The following is a 15,006-nucleotide window of genomic DNA, read 5'->3' as shown; positions in this document are numbered from 1 at the left end:
AACCTCGCAACATCAACGCCTGAACGAATGCCGCCGACGCCTGCGTCGGCGGCATTTGTCGTACCCGCGAACTGACGACAGTTCTTGCAAATCCGTACCAGTTCAACAGGTTTCACCAAAAAGAATTGCATTTTCTTTGCCAAGAACGCTATTCTCCAATAAACCGAGGAGGCACACATGGCATGGGATTTCGAGACCGACCCCGAGTACCAAGCAAAACTGGACTGGGCGGACAAGTTTGTACGCGAGGAGGTCGAGCCACTCGACCTGGTATGGCCGCACGAGCAGTTCGTGCCGTTGGACGGAGCCAGGCGCAAGGCAATCGACCCACTCAAGGAGCAGGTGCGGGCCCAAGGTCTCTGGGCTACACATCTCGGCCCCGATATGGGCGGCCAGGGATACGGCGCACTCAAGCTGGCTCTGCTGAACGAGATTCTCGGCCGATCATCCTGGGCGCCGATCGTATTCGGCTGCCAGGCACCGGATACCGGCAACGCCGAGATCATCGCCCACTACGGCACCGAAGAGCAGAAGCGGCGCTACCTGCAGCCGCTACTCGACGGCGAGATGTTCTCGACCTACTCCATGACCGAACCGCAGGCGGGTGCAGATCCCGCGCAGTTCACGACCCGCGCAGTCAAGGACGGCGACCACTGGGTCATCGACGGAATGAAGTACTTCTCCTCCAACGCGAGAACCGCGTCGTTCCTGATCGTCATGGCCGTCACGAACTCCGATGTCAGTGTGTACAAAGGCATGTCGATGTTCCTCGTGCCGTCGGACACACCGGGAATCAACATCGTCCGCAACGTCGGTCTGTACGGTGAGCCTATCGACGACGGTACCCACGCCCTCATCCACTACGAGGGTGTCCGGGTACACGAGGACGCACTTCTCGGCGGTGAAGGCCAGGCATTTGCCGTAGCCCAGACGCGACTCGGCGGCGGACGAATTCACCACGCCATGAGGACGATCGGACTCGCACAGAAGGCAATCGACATGATGTGCGAACGCGCACTGAGCCGCGAAACGGCCGGCAGTAGGCTCGCCGACAAGCAGTTCGTGCAGGGCTACATCGCCGACTCCTACGCCCAACTGGCTCAGTTCCGGCTCTTCGTGTTGCACACGGCGTGGAAGATCGACAAGTACAACGACTACAAGAAGGTCCGCAAGGACATCGCCGCCGCCAAGGTCATCATGCCGACCGTGCTGCACGACATCGCCTGGCGGGCAATGCAAATACACGGCGCACTCGGCGTGACGAACGAGCTTCCGCTCTTCCAGATGATTCACGGTGCCGCGGTGATGGGTCTCGCCGACGGCCCGACCGAAGTGCACAAGACAACCGTCGCCAAGCAGGTACTGCGGGATTACAGCCCCAGTGACGATCTCTGGCCCACGGAATGGATCCCGCGCAAGCAAGAAGCCGCGAAGGCCAAGTACTCCGAATACCTCGAACTGGAAGTGGGGAACCTGTGATCGACTTTCAACGGCTTTCGGACTGGATGGACGGCGAGGGTCTCGGCAAGGGCGTGCCGCTCGAGCACCGATACCTCTCCGGCGGTACCCAGAACGAAATCTACGAACTCACCCGTGACGACTTTCGTTGCGTTATCCGGATACCACCGCCAGAGGCTCCGGCAAACCGCGACAAGGGAATCCTCCGCGAGTGGCAGATCATCTCGGCACTCGACGGCACCGACGTGCCACACACCGAGGCAATCGCCGTGTGCGAGGACGCATCCGTACTCGGCCGGCCGTTCTACCTCATGGGCTTTGTCGACGGCTGGTCCCCCATGGACGACCGGAATTGGCCGGAGCCCTTCAGGAACGACCTCGAGGCACGGGCCGGACTCGGCTACCAACTGGCCGAAGGCATCGCTCTTCTGTCGAAGGTCGATTGGAAAGCCAAGGGCCTCCAGGATCTTGGTCGCCCCGACGGTTTCCACGAGCGCCAGGTCGACCGCTGGACAAGCCTGTTCGACAAGATCAAGGGCCGCGAACTCGAAGGTATCGAAGTCGCTACCGAGTGGCTGCGGAACCACAAGCCGCTCGACTTCATTCCCGGAATCATGCACGGCGACTACCAGTTCGCGAACGTGATGTTCGAAAACGGCGCACCGGCCCGGCTTTCCGCCATCGTCGATTGGGAGATGGGTACGGTCGGTGACCCCAAACTCGACCTCGCCTGGATGCTCGAGGGGTGGCCCGATGACACCAGCGCTCCAGAGGCAGCGACGAGCAGTTACGTCAACCTGCAAGGCATGCCGTCGATGGAACAGTTGGCCGGGCACTACTCCGAGATCTCGGGGCGCCAGGTCGACGATCTCGACTACTACCGCATCCTCGCCAAGTGGAAACTCGCGATCATCCTCGAGCAGGGTTTCCAACGGGCCGGCGACAACGAGAAACTGCTCGCCTTCGGACCCATTGTCGCCCAATCGATGATCGCTGCTGCCGAACTCGCCGAGACCACGGAGTACAAGTCATGACCGACACCACCCCCGAACTTGTCCGGGAACGCCGCGGACAGATCCTCATTCTGCGACTCAATCGACCGGACGCACGAAACGCACTCACCGGCAGTCTGTACCGCGATCTCGGCGATACCGTTCTAGCCGCCGACACCGATCCGGACATCCGCGCAATTGTCATCACCGCTACCGGTGATCGCGCATTCTGCTCGGGCATGGACCTGAAGGCATTTGCCACGGAGGGCGAAGGAGCCTTCACCTCCGAAGGTTTCGCTCGACTCGCTGCCGGCAAACTCTCGACCCCGGTGATCGGTGCCGCTAACGGCACCGCCATCGGCGGCGGACTCGAACTCCTCCTCGGTTCCGACATCATCATCGCATCGTCGGCTGCGAAATTCGGTTTCCCCGAGGTGAAACGAGGATTGTTCCCCGGCGGCGGTGGCACCAACATCGGAACCCGAATCCCGATGCACGTCGCCCTGGAGTTGACGCTCACCGGCGATCTCATCACGGCTGAACGGGGCTACCAACTCGGACTGATCAACGCCGTCGTGGAACCGGACCGAGTCCTGGAGGCCGCGGTGGGATACGCCGATCGCATCGCCGCCAACGCTCCGCTCGGCTTGGCCGCGTGCAAGGAACTCGTACGCCTCGCAGTAACCGATTCACCCAGCGCTGCACAGAAGCTCGGGCAGTGGCAGTCAACCGTTTTCAGCAGCGGTGATGCCAAGGAGGGCGCTGCGGCGTTCATCGAGAAGCGCACCCCGATCTGGCAAGGTAGGTAGCCTGCGATGCGCGCTGCAGTATGCGGGGCCTACGGACCTCCTGAGGTCGTCACCGTCGAAACACTCCCCTCGGTTCCGCTCGAGGCCGGGCAGATTCGGATCCGTATCGAATCCGCGGCCGTCAACTTCTCCGATGTGTTGTTGATTGCGAACAAGTACCAAGTCAGTGTCCCGCCGCCATTTACGCCCGGCAGTGAGTTCGCCGGCGTTGTGTCCGAGATTGCCGACGGTGTCACAACTGTCTCCGTTGGCGACCGGGTCACCGGCACCGGTTTTGTCGGTGCGTTTGCGGAAGAAATTGTCATAGCTTCCGACAAACTCACGCTGGGCCGCATCCCGGACGGTGTCGAGACACGCATTGCCGCCGCTTTCGGTGTGGCTCACCGCACGGCGTACCACACGCTCCGATCCGTGGCTCACATCAAACCCGGAGACGAGTTGATCGTTCTCGGCGCCGGTGGCGGCGTCGGCCTTGCCGCCGTTCAGCTCGGCGTTGCGCTCGGGGCGTCGGTCACTGCGGTCGCGTCGAGCATGAACAAGCTTGACGTCGCGGCGTCGTACGGCGCCGGTCACCTCGTCAACCATCGCACCGAGGATCTGCGCACGGCGCTGAAGAAGGCACTCCCCCAAGGCGCAGACGTTGTTGCCGATCCAGTGGGTGGCGACCTCTCCGAACCCGCACTTCGTGCTCTGCGTCCGGGTGGCCGCTTTATCACCATCGGGTACGCGTCCGGTGCCATCCCCAAGATTCCGCTCAATCTGATCTTGGTCAAGGGTTTGCAGGTCAACGGATTCCAGTTCAAGGACATACCGCCGGAAGAATACCGTCGAAATGAAGCCGAACTCACCGATCTACTGGTAGCCGGCCGCACAGTTCCCCACATCGGTGCCGAATTCCCACTCGACAAGGCAGCGGATGCTCTTCGGATGGTCGCCGACGGCCAGGCTGTCGGAAAGGTACTCGTCGACCTGACGTCCTGACAGGCAGAAGTCATCAGTGGGGTCCGGGAACAGCAGTGTTCCTGGGCCCTACTATTTGACGAGATTGCAATTCTTACATCAGAGAATGACGTATGCTCTTCGCATGGGAGACGACTTGGGAGCAGACGGTTTACGGTTCGAGCGCGAAGGTGCGATCGGGTGGTGCACCATCGATCGCCCCGCGGCCAGAAACGCATTCACGCCGGCGATGTACTACGGACTGAAACGCGCAGTTCGCCTGGTGAACTCCGATCCTGATCTGGGAGCACTGATCATCACCGGAGTCGACGACGTATTTGCGCCCGGCGGCGATCTGGGCGGACGCTCGGATCCGGGAGACACTATGCCGGAGGGACTTTCGGGAAACGATGTCGTCCCGTTCATGACCATTCGCGACAGTCGCGCACCCGTGATTTCCGCGGTCAACGGAATCTGCCAGGCCGGCGGCCTCCTTGTTGCGATGATGTCCGACATCGCCGTCGCGAGCGATCGGGCTACGTTCCGTGTGCCCGAACTTCTCCGCGGAATCCCGGACGCGACCTACGCTGCTGTATTGCCCGCACACGTCGGGGTTGCTGCAGCGCGCGATCTGATGCTCTCCGCACGTAAATTCGATGCTGCAGAAGCACTTCGGCTCGGAGTGATATCCCGCGTCGTCCCACACGAGAATCTCCGAGCCGCTGCACTCCAAGCCGCTCGAGAGGTACTGCAGAGCGCGCCTCTGGCCCGGGCCCAGGTCAAACGAATGCTCAACGAACGTTACGGACTCTTCGATTACGAGACCATGTTCGGCGCGCTCGAAACGTCACCGGAGCCCCGTGAGGGAATGCGCGCTTTCATGGAAAAGCGTGAGCCCAACTGGATCCCGGCAAATCTGCCTCACTGAGGACCCGCCGCACCGCCCGAGTCCGTCGTCGCACTGCGACGACGGACTCGCATTCCGAGAATCACACCTTACGGGTGACGCCGCCATCCACGCGGATGATCGCCCCGGTGGTGTAACTCGATGCCGCACTTGCGAGATGGAGTGCGAGCGGGCCGATCTCCTCGGGACGGCCCATCCGACGGAGCGGTACGAATGGTGCATCTTCGCCTTCGGCCGGAGCCCAAGACTTGGAGATGTCCGTCAGGAAGGGGCCGGGAAGAATCGCGTTGACGCGCACTGTCGGCGCAAATGCGTCGGCCAGCCCGACAGTGAGGGCGTTGAGTCCTGCCTTGGCACACGCGTAAGGCAACTCTCGAACGCTGGCGACAAGCGAGCCCGCCGTACCGACGTTGATAATCGAGCCGCCGTCGTTCTCGGCCATGTAGGTTCCGGCACGGACCGCAAGCCGGAAGGGTCCCTTGAGATTAACGCCGAGAGTTTTGTCGTACAGGTCCTCAGTGATGTCGTCGAGGTTCTTGTACGGAGGTGACATACCCGCGTTGTTCACCAGTACGTCGAGTCGACCGAAGTGTTCGAGAGTCCGATCGACCAACTGCTCACAGTCGTCCCAACGTCCGACGTGGCAGGCAACCGGAAGGACCTTACGCCCGGTCGACGCCATGACCTCGTCGGCCGCGCGTTCACACGAGTCGAGTTTGCGAGACGCGATCACGATGTCGGCCCCGGCTTCGGCAAGGATCTGGACAATCGCTCGGCCGATGCCGCGGGACCCACCCGTGACTATCGCAACTTTGCCGGTCAGGTCGTGGAGATGTTCCAAGGTGCTCATACGTGAATCATGCCTGATTCGACCGTACTTGGAAACCCTGTTCTTGAAGTCAAGAATATCCTTCTGGGCGCAGGTGAGAACACCCCCGCTGAACAGTTTTTTCAAATTTTGACTGCGTAGAGTACTGAAAATCAACATAATTCAGCACTCGAATCGGCATACTTGCCCACAACAAGCGCGAGAGGCAACAACCGCCGAATTCCGCAATCCCACCGCATCCGCCGCCCTGGATGGATTTTTCTTGCTTCGTGTTCTAATTTGTGAGAATTATATTCTCTCAGTTCGTCGACTCGTCCGGGAGTTCGTCGAGCAACCAGGGCCGGGAACCCACTGTGAGCAAAAGGAACCTCGTGGATCTGCAGACCGTTCAGGACAAGATTGCCATCACCGAACTGATCTATCGGTACGCCCGCGCCGTGGACACCAAGAATTGGGAATTGCTGACCACGGTGTTCACCGAGGATGCGCATCTCGACTACAGCGCCGTCGGCTACCCGGCCGGATTGCGGGACCAGGTGCTGACCCTGCTCACACATGCCCTCGGTCAGGTGCCGATGACTCAGCATTTTGTCACCAACGTCGAGATCGAACTCGACGGTGACACCGCCACCGTTCGGGCAATGTTCTACAACCCGATGCAGCTCCCGGGTGCTGCGGAAATGACCTACTGCGGCGGCAACTACCACCATGAGGTCGTTCGCACTGCCGAAGGCTGGAAGAGCGCTCGGGTAACCGAGGAGAACCTGTGGTTCTCGAACCACCCCACCAAGACGCTCGCAGCAGAAAGGTAAACCTATGACCGAGAACGTAAATCGACGCGCGAACGGGCGTGTATCCGGCAAGGTTGCCCTCATCACCGGCGCAGCCCGCGGGCAAGGACGAGCGCACGCCGTCCGACTGGCCAACGAGGGCGCAGACGTCATTGTCGTCGATCTGTGCGCACCCATCCGCAACGTCCCGTACGCGTCGGCTACTCCCGAGGATCTACAGGAAACCGTCAGGCTGGTGGAAAAGAGTGGACAGCAGGCAATTTCAGCGATTGTCGACGTCCGAGACCTCGAGAAGCTTCGCGAGGTCGTCGACGAAGCCGTCGTCCGCCTCGGCCGCCTGGATGTCGTGATCGCGAACGCGGCGATCTGCTCTGCCGCTCCCTGGCATGAGGTAACCCCCGAATCCTTCGAGGACACAATGGGTACCAACGTGACCGGCGTCTGGAACACGGTCATGGTCTCGGCGCCGCATCTCGTCGAGCGCGGTAGCGGATCGATCATCGTGATCAGTTCCGCAGCGGGATTGAAGGCTCAGCCGTTCACGATGCCGTACACCACGAGCAAGTGGGCGGTGCGCGGGATGGCAAAAGCGTTTGCGGCGGAACTCGCTCAGCACAATATCCGGGTGAACAGTGTGCATCCCACCGGTGTGAACACACCCATGGTCAACGACGGTGGCCTCGGTGGACAGCTTGACAAAGCGATTGAAGGCAACCGTCGTATCGGGGCAATGATGATCAACATGCTGCCGGTCGACATCATCGCACCCGAAGATGTCTCGGACACGGTGCTGTTCCTCGCGTCCGACGAATCGAAGTACATCACCGCGCACGAGTTGGCACCCGACGCGGGTGTGACCGAGTTCTGATCGAGCAGTATCCATTGGAGGAAAGCATGGAGTTGTCCTCGGCGCGGCACGCATTCATTACCGGCGGCGCGAGCGGTATCGGCCTCGGCATCGCTGATGCGCTCGCCGAGCGCGGTTTATCCGTCACGGTCGCCGATATCAATAGGCAATCTCTGGAGACGGTGTTCGCTTCCAGAGGGGCCGGGTTTTGTACCGTCCCACTCGACGTCCGTGATCGCAGTGCCTGGGTAGCGGCCAAAGAAACGGCCGAAAGTACTTTCGGCCCGGTAGACATCCTCGTCAACAACGCGGGGATCGGTTTCAATGGACGCGACGTGGTCGACATGGATCCGGAGACCTTCGACAATCTTGTCGCAATCGACCTGACCGGCGTGTTCAACGGTGTGTCCACCTTCGGCCAGGATATGCGAGCACGTGGGCACGGACATATAGTCAACACCGCTTCCGTCATGGGATTGACAGCCGGCGCTCCCGGGCGGGGCGCATACAGTGCCGCAAAGAGTGCAGTCATCGCTCTGTCCGAGGCACTGCGCACCGAAATGGCACCGCACGGTGTCGGTGTTTCCGTGCTCTGCCCGGGATTGGTCATGTCGAATCTCGATCGCAACACCGTCGAATTGGGTGGTCAGGTCGAGGATGTCAGCCACATCAAAGGAACCGGGAACATCGGAATGGAACCTGCAACCGCAGGCGCCTACGTTGTCAGAGGGATAGCGCAGAATCTCCCGTACATAGTGACGCACCCGCATTATCTCGGCTACGTCGAGAAGAAAATGGAGAACATTCGGGCCTGTATGGACGCGGCGACGCCGATCTCCTGAGTTTCTTGCGTCCGGGGCGGTCAAACGGCGTGAGATGCCGGATATGCGAAATTTCCTGCGCGTCATAAAGCGGCTCGCCATACTGGAACGGACGCTCCCCCTACCCCTGTAGGTGCATATGGATATCGATGTACTCGTCGCAGGCGCCGGCCCGATCGGACTGACCGCCGCCATCGAACTACGCCGCCGCGGGATGAACGTTCGGATCATCGACCCGCTCAGCGAACCTCCGCAGTACGCCAAAGCTGTCGGCATCCAACCACGAACTCTTGAAGTCTTCGAGAACATGGGCGTACTTCGACAGATTCTCGATGCGGCCACCGTCATGCGTGGGCAGATCACTTACACCAACGGTTCCGAAGTGGGGCGGATCGATCTCACGCTGCCCGACGACGTGCCGTACACCTTTGGCGGACTCCCCCAGTACGCGACCGAAAGAATCCTGACTGCCAGGCTGGCAGAACTCGGAACCTCGATCGAGCGCGGGCTCGCACTTACAGGTTTCGAAGACATCGACGACGGGGTCACCTGTGTCCTCAGCGATGGAAATACTGTGCGGGCCAAGTACTTGGTGGGGTGCGACGGCGCGCACAGCATTGTCCGTAAAGGCTTGGGGTTGGCTTTCGAAGGTGGAGCCTTTGCCGAAAGTTACATGCTCGGCGACGTCGAAGTGGACTGGTCGATGCCCAGCGGATACTCGATTCGCGCAAGTCATGTCGACGGCGCGGGAACTACCGACGATCTCCTGGTCTGTATCCCGCTCCCCGGACACAAGCGATATCGGATGTCGATGCTGGTTCCCGACGATCTTCTCCCGGATCCCCCTGGGCCTGACGGTGTTGCACACGGCTTTTCGTCGGGCAAGACTCCCGAACTCCACCACATACAGGCTGTGCTTGATCGATTGTCACCCGAACCCACAACGGCGTCGTCGCTGCGATGGTCGTCGGTTTTTCGGATCAGCCACCGCATCGTCGACGCCTACAGTCGCGGAAGAGTCTTCATCGCCGGTGATGCGGCCCATATTCACCCACCAACCGGTGCTCAAGGGATGAACACCGGAATCCAGGACGCGCACAACCTCGCCTGGAAACTGGCACTAGCAGTCGACAACGTCGCAGCACCGGGTCTTCTCGATACCTACGACACCGAAAGACGTCCTATTGGTGAAGAAGTCGTCGGCATGACAGTCCGCAACGCGCGAGAAGGGATCGGCTCGGGGGAAACCTCGATGGATACGGCGATGCGACGCCAGGCGCAACTGTTGGTTGCCTACCCTGACAGCCCGCTCAATATTGGAGAGAAGAGCAGTACTTCGCCCGTTCAACCCGGCGAACGGGCGCCCGACGCACGCGGACTCACTCGAGACTGCGTGCAGTTCCCCATCCGATTGTTCGAATTGCTGTCCGGTGCCAATCACACACTCCTTCTCTGCTCGGACGGATCCGAAGACAGCATCAGCGATTGCGAAAAGCATTCAGCCGCTGCGATTCATGCGTCACACGGACAGCTGGATGTGTACGTAATCGCGCCACCGTCGTCTGATTTCGTCTACTCGACGTTGCCTATCATTCGAGACTCCGATTCGCAGCTGTGTACGGCCTACGGCGTGGAAGGGAACTGCGCGTTGATAATCCGGCCGGACGGATACCTAGGATACCGGGGTGACCACACCGGCATCTCCAACTACTTCTCGAAAGTCTTTGCGTTCAATGCGTAATCAGCGAATCGAACATCAGACGGATCTCGGGTGAGAGTTTCATGAATTCCACGTAGCCACCCATCGGGCCTCCGTCAACGTAGGCAAATTCCATTCCCACGTCTGCGATGCGCCCTTGTTGCAACACCGACATTCCCCGACGCCCTACTTCCGACAGGGTTTCGTCGTAATCGTCCGGAACAAAAGCCACATGATGAACGCCAACGCCGTGTGTGTCGAGGAACTCCGAATAGAGACTGAGTCCCGAAACCGGCTGGATCAGCTCGATTTGCTGAGTTCCCGCATAGCCCAGGGAAATGTGGGCTGTGTAATCGGCAGGTTGGCCCCGATAGCTGGTGGTCTCCGGCCCGAAGTGAAGATCGGGCATCCGCAGCCATCGCGGTACGCCCCACTTCTCGGAGAACTCCTGTTCCGCTGCAGTGATATCGGCTACCACCCAACAGATCTGAAAGATCGGTCCCGACACCAGCGGGATCATGCCATTTTTCCGTTGTCCACCGAATACACCGCGCCGTGGATCGCGGCGGCATCATCCGAAGCAAGAAATGCCACCATCTTTGCCACATCCTCCGGCTCCATGAGTCCACGCGGTGATGCGACCTTCATGATCAGATCGAAATCGACACCGTCCGGGAAGGTGAAACCCGTGACCTGGGGAGTGATCATGCCGCCGGGGCAGATTGCGTTGACGCGCAGCGATTTTCCGGTGAATTCCATTGCCATCGCTCTGGTGAGTCCGATCAATCCATGCTTGGCCGCGCAGTAACCAGCCGAGTACGCTTGGCCTTCCAATCCTGCGATCGAGGATACGTTGACGATGTTGCCGCCACGCGCGAGAAGATGAGGCAGCGCTGCTCGTGACAGGAAGAACGGCCCGTTCAGGTTGACCGCAAGGTCATGAGCCCAGTCGTCATCGACGATGTCGGCGGTATGGCGGATGGTGTGTGAACCCGCCACATTGACGAGGATGTCGATCCCTCCGAAAGCGTCGACGCACGCCTGCACTGCGGCGTCGCACTGAGCGGAATCGGAGACGTCGGAAGCCGAGTAGTGGCCCTCGCCGTCATTTCCTGCCAGCTCGGTCATCGCTTGATGCAACTTGTCCTTGCCCCGGGCAACCCCGAAAACCTTGGCTCCCCTTCTGGTGAGGATCTCGGCAACGGCGCGCCCCAACCCCGAGGAAGCGCCGGTCACCATTGCAATTTTTCCGTCCAGTGCGTCAGCCACTTACCGAGTCTACGACGCGGCAGCCTCCCGCTGAAGCTCCAACGCGATATCTATCAACTGATCTTCCTGTCCGCCAACCAACTTGCGCTTCCCTGCGCGGACCAGTAGCTCGGCAGAGGACACACCGTACCGCTCCGCTTGACGTTCAGCATGCTTGAGAAAGCTCGAGTACACCCCGGCGTAACCCATCATCAGCGCCTGACGATCGAGTAGACATTCCTGCGGCATAGCCGGTCGCACAACATCTTCGGCAGCGTCGGCTATCGCAAAGAAGTCGATACCCGTCTTGACGCCGATCTTGTCGCAGACTCCCACAAATGCCTCGACCGGCGCGTTACCCGCCCCGGCACCGAAACGGCGGGTGCTGCCGTCGATCTGCTTAGCCCCGGCCCGAACGGCGGCAACCGAATTCGCGACACCGAGTCCAAGGTTCTCATGTCCGTGAAAGCCGACCTGGGCGTCGCTGCCAAGTTCCTGGACCAGAGCCTCGACCCGTTCGGACACCTGCTCGAGAACAAGGGCACCGGCAGAGTCGACGACGTACACGCACTGGCAGCCGGCGTCGGCCATGATGCGCGCCTGCTTCGCCAGCGACTCCGGCGGAATCGAATGTGCCATCATGAGGAACCCGACGGTCTCGAGTCCGCGCTCACGCGCCAAGCCGAAATGCTGAATGGAGACGTCGGCTTCGGTGCAGTGAGTGGCGATACGGCAGATGGATGCGCCGTTGTCCTGAGCGATGACGATGTCATCCTTGATGCCCAGCCCCGGCAGCATCAGGAAGGCAATCTTCGCGTTCTGTGCCGTCTCCACCGCGGCTTTGATGAGTTCCTGCTCCGGCGTTTTCGAGAAGCCGTAGTTGAAGGAGGACCCGCCGAGGCCGTCACCGTGGGTAACCTCGATGACGGGCACACCGGCTCCGTCGAGGGCACCGACGATCGCTCGGACTTCCTCGAGAGTGAACTGATGACGTTTGTGATGGGAACCGTCACGCAGCGAGGTGTCGGTGACGCGGATGTCCCAGCTCGAATCGAAATGAATCATGTCGCTCATGCCTTCACGCTCAGAAGCTCCCGGGCGATCTCCTCGCCCACCTTGGTGGCTGCCGCCGTCATGATGTCGAGGTTTCCGGCGTAGGGCGGCAGGAAGTCGCCTGCACCTTCGACCTCGACAAACGTTGTAACCGTGGCATATCCGCCGGACACGACGCTCGGATCGTCGAACTGCGGTTCGTTGAGCAAGCGGTAGCCAGGCACGTACTGCTGGATATCCTTGACGACGCGGTGAATGGAGTCGGTGACCGCCGCATGATCTGCATCTTCGGGGATCGCGCAGAAGATGGTGTCTCGCATGATCATCGGCGGATCGGCAGGATTGAGGATGATGATCGCCTTGCCGCGCTGGGCGCCGCCTATCGTCTCGATACCGCGACTGGTGGTCTTGGTGAACTCGTCGATGTTCGCGCGGGTTCCCGGTCCGGCAGACAGCGATGCAACGGAGGCGACGATTTCAGCGTAGGCCACTTCCACCACACGAGATACCGCGTACACGATCGGGATTGTTGCCTGTCCGCCGCAGGTAATCATGTTGACGTTGGGGGCGTCGAGGTGCTCGCGCAGGTTGGCGGGCGGAACCACGGCCGGACCGACGGCAGCCGGTGTGAGGTCGACGGCGCGAATTCCTGCGGCCTCGTAGCGTGGTGCTGCATCGCGGTGCACATAGGCCGAGGTCGCTTCGAACACCAGGTCCGGTTTTTCCGCCTGATTCAACAGCCAATCGACTCCTTCGGCGGATGTCTCGAGCCCCATAGTGCGGGCGCGTGCCAATCCTTCGCTCTCCGGGTCGATTCCGATCATCCACCGAGGCTCGAGCCACTCCGAACGCTGCAGTTTGTACAGCAGATCGGTGCTGATATTTCCCGATCCGACAATCGCCACACTTGCCTTGGTCATGATTACTCCCTCGGTGAGCTGAAGCTGGGGGGTGGGCTGAAGCCAAGTACCGCTGTGTTCGATGCAGCATGAAGTCCGGCGCGGCGGCCGGAAAACACGCAGTCAGCGAGCGACAAGCCGCTCACGTAGGAGTTGGAACAAATACCGACGGCTGTCCGGCCGGCAGCATAGAGTCCCAGGATCGACTGCCCAGCTTCGTTTTTCACTGCTCCGGTGGATTCGTCGACCACCAATCCACCGAGCGTGAGCATGGGGCAGGGATTCATCATGTTCGGCTTGATCGAGACGTCGTACATCGTGAACGGCGCCGTCAGTATCCGCCTGACGAAGTCGGACGGCTTCCCCATCGGATCTGATTGACCGCTTGCAGAAGCGGTATTGTGCGCATCGACCGTTTCATGCAGGCCGGCAGCATCGATTCCCGCCTTGCGCGCGACTTCGGAAATCGTGTTGCCGTGCACCGCAGTACGCATCATTCCGGTAGTCTGCACCCGCTGAAACCACATGGACTGATCGGGTATTTGCGCCTTCGCGTCACGGACAAGATCGGAATCGGCCAGCAGCCAACCGATTCCGCCACTCTTTTCGACCATTGCCTGCCCCAGCGCCGCACCGTAACGTGATTCGTCCACGATTCGCGCTCCGGATGCGCCCACCAGTATCGAACCGAGAAGAGCGCTGGGCGGTACGATGAACCGCCACGCGGAGACGTTGCCGAGTTTGTCGGTGGCGCCGCCTGCCTCGATTCCGAGGTTGATTCCCTTGCCGTCGTCACCCGACGTTCCGAGCGGGATCCCACCCTTGTAAGCCGGTGCGTGAGTGCGCATCATCTCGCGGTTGGAGACAAATCCTCCGGCACTGAGGATCACGCCACCACGCGCCTGGATGCGGATCTTCTTGGCGTACTTCTTCTCGATCTTGCTGATGCGAGCGTCGATAATCGAACGAAGTTGGGGAGCATAAACACCCGGTTTGGCAGAGATCGAGCCGAGCGCTGCGTGACGCAGCCGAACCCCGGCGGGTGCATCCCGAAGCGTCAGAGCCTCGACGCCGATCACCCGGCCGTCCTCGATGATCAACCGGTCCGCTCGTGTCTGGCCGAGTAGCCGCACACCCTTTGCCTCCGCAGACTTCGCGAGCGGGCCGTACAGCATCTTGCCTGACGTGCCGCGACCTTTGGCTCGGTGCCCACGCGGAGCGGGTTTGGCGGTGTCTCGGAATCCACCGGCCGATTCGCTGCCCGAGAAGTACAGGTAGTGCTTGTTGCTCGGGAACGACGTCTTGTAGGGACACAACGAAGCCTCGAAAGGCACGCCATGACCGCGCAGCCACTCGATTGTCGCCGGACTCTCCTCGACGAACCGGCGCAAGGTCTCGGGCGTCACCGCATCACCGACCTCGCGGGTCAGGTACGCAAGCATGGCCTCCGGGCTGTCCTCGACACCGGCTTCTCTCTGAATCGCGGTGCCGCCACCGGCGTAGAAGATTCCTCCGGAAATGGTGCTGGCGCCACCTCCCGATGCCCGATCGATCGCCATCACCGTCGAACCGGCCGCCACTGCTTCGAGTGCTGCGCTTGCCCCGGCAACACCGAATCCGACGACGAGGACATCAACCGAAGTATCCCAGGTCACACTGCACCATCCTCAATTTTACTGCAACGCGTTTCGTTATCGAAGGCAACGTTTGTAAA

15 protein-coding genes are annotated in these 15,006 nt (G+C 60.7%); 9 read left to right on the top strand and 6 right to left on the bottom strand.

Going from position 1 to position 15,006, the window contains the following annotated elements; translation table 11 throughout:
• The first annotated feature begins 177 nt into the window (after positions 1–177).
• The 5 genes from ACFRFQ_RS11135 (at position 178) to ACFRFQ_RS11115 (ending at position 5,126) form a co-directional block, all read left to right on the top strand.
• Positions 178–1,479, top strand: a complete 1,302-nt coding sequence (locus ACFRFQ_RS11135; protein ID WP_378656850.1) for an acyl-CoA dehydrogenase family protein — start codon at positions 178–180, stop codon at positions 1,477–1,479.
• Complete coding sequence (locus ACFRFQ_RS11130) at positions 1,476–2,492, top strand: phosphotransferase family protein (protein ID WP_378656848.1); 1,017 nt, start codon at positions 1,476–1,478, stop codon at positions 2,490–2,492. Before ACFRFQ_RS11135 ends, ACFRFQ_RS11130 begins: the two co-directional genes overlap by 4 nt.
• Complete coding sequence (locus ACFRFQ_RS11125; RefSeq protein WP_378656845.1) at positions 2,489–3,259, top strand: enoyl-CoA hydratase-related protein; 771 nt, start codon at positions 2,489–2,491, stop codon at positions 3,257–3,259. The genes ACFRFQ_RS11130 and ACFRFQ_RS11125 overlap by 4 nt, the downstream gene beginning before the upstream one ends.
• A gap of 6 nt (positions 3,260–3,265) precedes the next feature.
• Positions 3,266–4,240, top strand: a complete 975-nt coding sequence (locus ACFRFQ_RS11120) for an NADPH:quinone oxidoreductase family protein (protein WP_378656842.1) — start codon at positions 3,266–3,268, stop codon at positions 4,238–4,240.
• 103 nt (positions 4,241–4,343) lie between these two features.
• Positions 4,344–5,126, top strand: coding sequence for an enoyl-CoA hydratase/isomerase family protein (locus ACFRFQ_RS11115; RefSeq protein WP_378656839.1), 783 nt, complete (start codon positions 4,344–4,346; stop codon positions 5,124–5,126).
• A 61-nt stretch (positions 5,127–5,187) separates the two neighbouring features.
• Here the strand turns inward: ACFRFQ_RS11115 and ACFRFQ_RS11110 are convergent, their stop codons facing one another.
• Entirely contained in the window at positions 5,188–5,955 is a 768-nt protein-coding gene (locus ACFRFQ_RS11110) for an SDR family NAD(P)-dependent oxidoreductase (RefSeq protein WP_378656836.1), read from the bottom strand.
• Between the two features lie 350 nt (positions 5,956–6,305).
• Here ACFRFQ_RS11110 and ACFRFQ_RS11105 point away from each other — a divergent pair, with 350 nt between their 5' ends.
• From ACFRFQ_RS11105 to ACFRFQ_RS11090, 4 genes are all read left to right on the top strand, one after another.
• On the top strand, positions 6,306–6,746 hold the full coding sequence (locus ACFRFQ_RS11105) for a nuclear transport factor 2 family protein (RefSeq protein WP_378657422.1): 441 nt from the start codon (positions 6,306–6,308) through the stop codon (positions 6,744–6,746).
• A gap of 4 nt (positions 6,747–6,750) precedes the next feature.
• The gene (locus ACFRFQ_RS11100) at positions 6,751–7,593 is read left to right on the top strand and encodes a mycofactocin-coupled SDR family oxidoreductase (RefSeq protein WP_378656834.1); all 843 of its coding nucleotides are present in this window, start codon (positions 6,751–6,753) and stop codon (positions 7,591–7,593) included.
• A gap of 26 nt (positions 7,594–7,619) precedes the next feature.
• A complete protein-coding gene (locus ACFRFQ_RS11095; protein WP_378656831.1) occupies positions 7,620–8,414 on the top strand; it encodes an SDR family NAD(P)-dependent oxidoreductase in 795 nt (264 codons plus the stop codon).
• Between the two features lie 118 nt (positions 8,415–8,532).
• Entirely contained in the window at positions 8,533–10,134 is a 1,602-nt protein-coding gene (locus ACFRFQ_RS11090; protein ID WP_378656829.1) for an FAD-dependent monooxygenase, read from the top strand.
• Here the strand turns inward: ACFRFQ_RS11090 and ACFRFQ_RS11085 are convergent.
• The 5 genes from ACFRFQ_RS11085 to ACFRFQ_RS11065 are packed head-to-tail and all read right to left on the bottom strand — an operon-like array spanning position 10,124 to position 14,947.
• Complete coding sequence (locus tag ACFRFQ_RS11085; protein WP_378656826.1) at positions 10,124–10,612, bottom strand: VOC family protein; 489 nt, start codon at positions 10,610–10,612, stop codon at positions 10,124–10,126. The genes ACFRFQ_RS11090 and ACFRFQ_RS11085 overlap by 11 nt on opposite strands.
• Positions 10,609–11,331 carry an SDR family NAD(P)-dependent oxidoreductase gene (locus tag ACFRFQ_RS11080; RefSeq protein WP_378657419.1) on the bottom strand — a complete coding sequence of 241 codons (723 nt, stop codon included), beginning with the start codon at positions 11,329–11,331 and terminating at the stop codon, positions 10,609–10,611. Before ACFRFQ_RS11080 ends, ACFRFQ_RS11085 begins: the two co-directional genes overlap by 4 nt.
• A gap of 39 nt (positions 11,332–11,370) precedes the next feature.
• Positions 11,371–12,414 (bottom strand): 4-hydroxy-2-oxovalerate aldolase, encoded by a 1,044-nt coding sequence (gene dmpG, locus ACFRFQ_RS11075; protein WP_378656823.1) that lies wholly within the window; start codon positions 12,412–12,414, stop codon positions 11,371–11,373.
• Positions 12,411–13,316, bottom strand: coding sequence for an acetaldehyde dehydrogenase (acetylating) (locus tag ACFRFQ_RS11070; RefSeq protein WP_378657416.1), 906 nt, complete (start codon positions 13,314–13,316; stop codon positions 12,411–12,413). Before ACFRFQ_RS11070 ends, dmpG begins: the two co-directional genes overlap by 4 nt.
• Positions 13,316–14,947 carry an FAD-binding protein gene (locus tag ACFRFQ_RS11065; RefSeq protein ID WP_378656821.1) on the bottom strand — a complete coding sequence of 544 codons (1,632 nt, stop codon included), beginning with the start codon at positions 14,945–14,947 and terminating at the stop codon, positions 13,316–13,318. The genes ACFRFQ_RS11070 and ACFRFQ_RS11065 overlap by 1 nt, the downstream gene beginning before the upstream one ends.
• Between the last annotated feature and the right edge of the window lie 59 nt (positions 14,948–15,006).

The organism is Rhodococcus sp. NPDC056743 (assembly GCF_042790355.1).
Lineage (GTDB): Bacteria > Actinomycetota > Actinomycetes > Mycobacteriales > Mycobacteriaceae > Rhodococcus_F.
This window is presented reverse-complemented; position numbering and strand designations above follow the sequence as displayed.

Excerpts from the sequence above, each read along its gene's own strand:
- ACFRFQ_RS11110 (WP_378656836.1), bottom strand. The coding sequence starts at position 5,955 with ATGAGCACCTTGGAACATCTCCACGACCTGACCGGCAAAGTTGCGATA.
- ACFRFQ_RS11115 (WP_378656839.1), top strand. The coding sequence starts at position 4,344 with ATGGGAGACGACTTGGGAGCAGACGGTTTACGGTTCGAGCGCGAAGGT.
- ACFRFQ_RS11085 (WP_378656826.1), bottom strand. The coding sequence starts at position 10,612 with ATGATCCCGCTGGTGTCGGGACCGATCTTTCAGATCTGTTGGGTGGTA.
- ACFRFQ_RS11135 (WP_378656850.1), top strand. The coding sequence starts at position 178 with ATGGCATGGGATTTCGAGACCGACCCCGAGTACCAAGCAAAACTGGAC.
- ACFRFQ_RS11100 (WP_378656834.1), top strand. The coding sequence starts at position 6,751 with ATGACCGAGAACGTAAATCGACGCGCGAACGGGCGTGTATCCGGCAAG.
- ACFRFQ_RS11120 (WP_378656842.1), top strand. The coding sequence starts at position 3,266 with ATGCGCGCTGCAGTATGCGGGGCCTACGGACCTCCTGAGGTCGTCACC.
- ACFRFQ_RS11090 (WP_378656829.1), top strand. The coding sequence starts at position 8,533 with ATGGATATCGATGTACTCGTCGCAGGCGCCGGCCCGATCGGACTGACC.
- ACFRFQ_RS11080 (WP_378657419.1), bottom strand. The coding sequence starts at position 11,331 with ATGGTGACCGGCGCTTCCTCGGGGTTGGGGCGCGCCGTTGCCGAGATC.
- ACFRFQ_RS11095 (WP_378656831.1), top strand. The coding sequence starts at position 7,620 with ATGGAGTTGTCCTCGGCGCGGCACGCATTCATTACCGGCGGCGCGAGC.
- ACFRFQ_RS11125 (WP_378656845.1), top strand. The coding sequence starts at position 2,489 with ATGACCGACACCACCCCCGAACTTGTCCGGGAACGCCGCGGACAGATC.
- dmpG (WP_378656823.1), bottom strand. The coding sequence starts at position 12,414 with ATGAGCGACATGATTCATTTCGATTCGAGCTGGGACATCCGCGTCACC.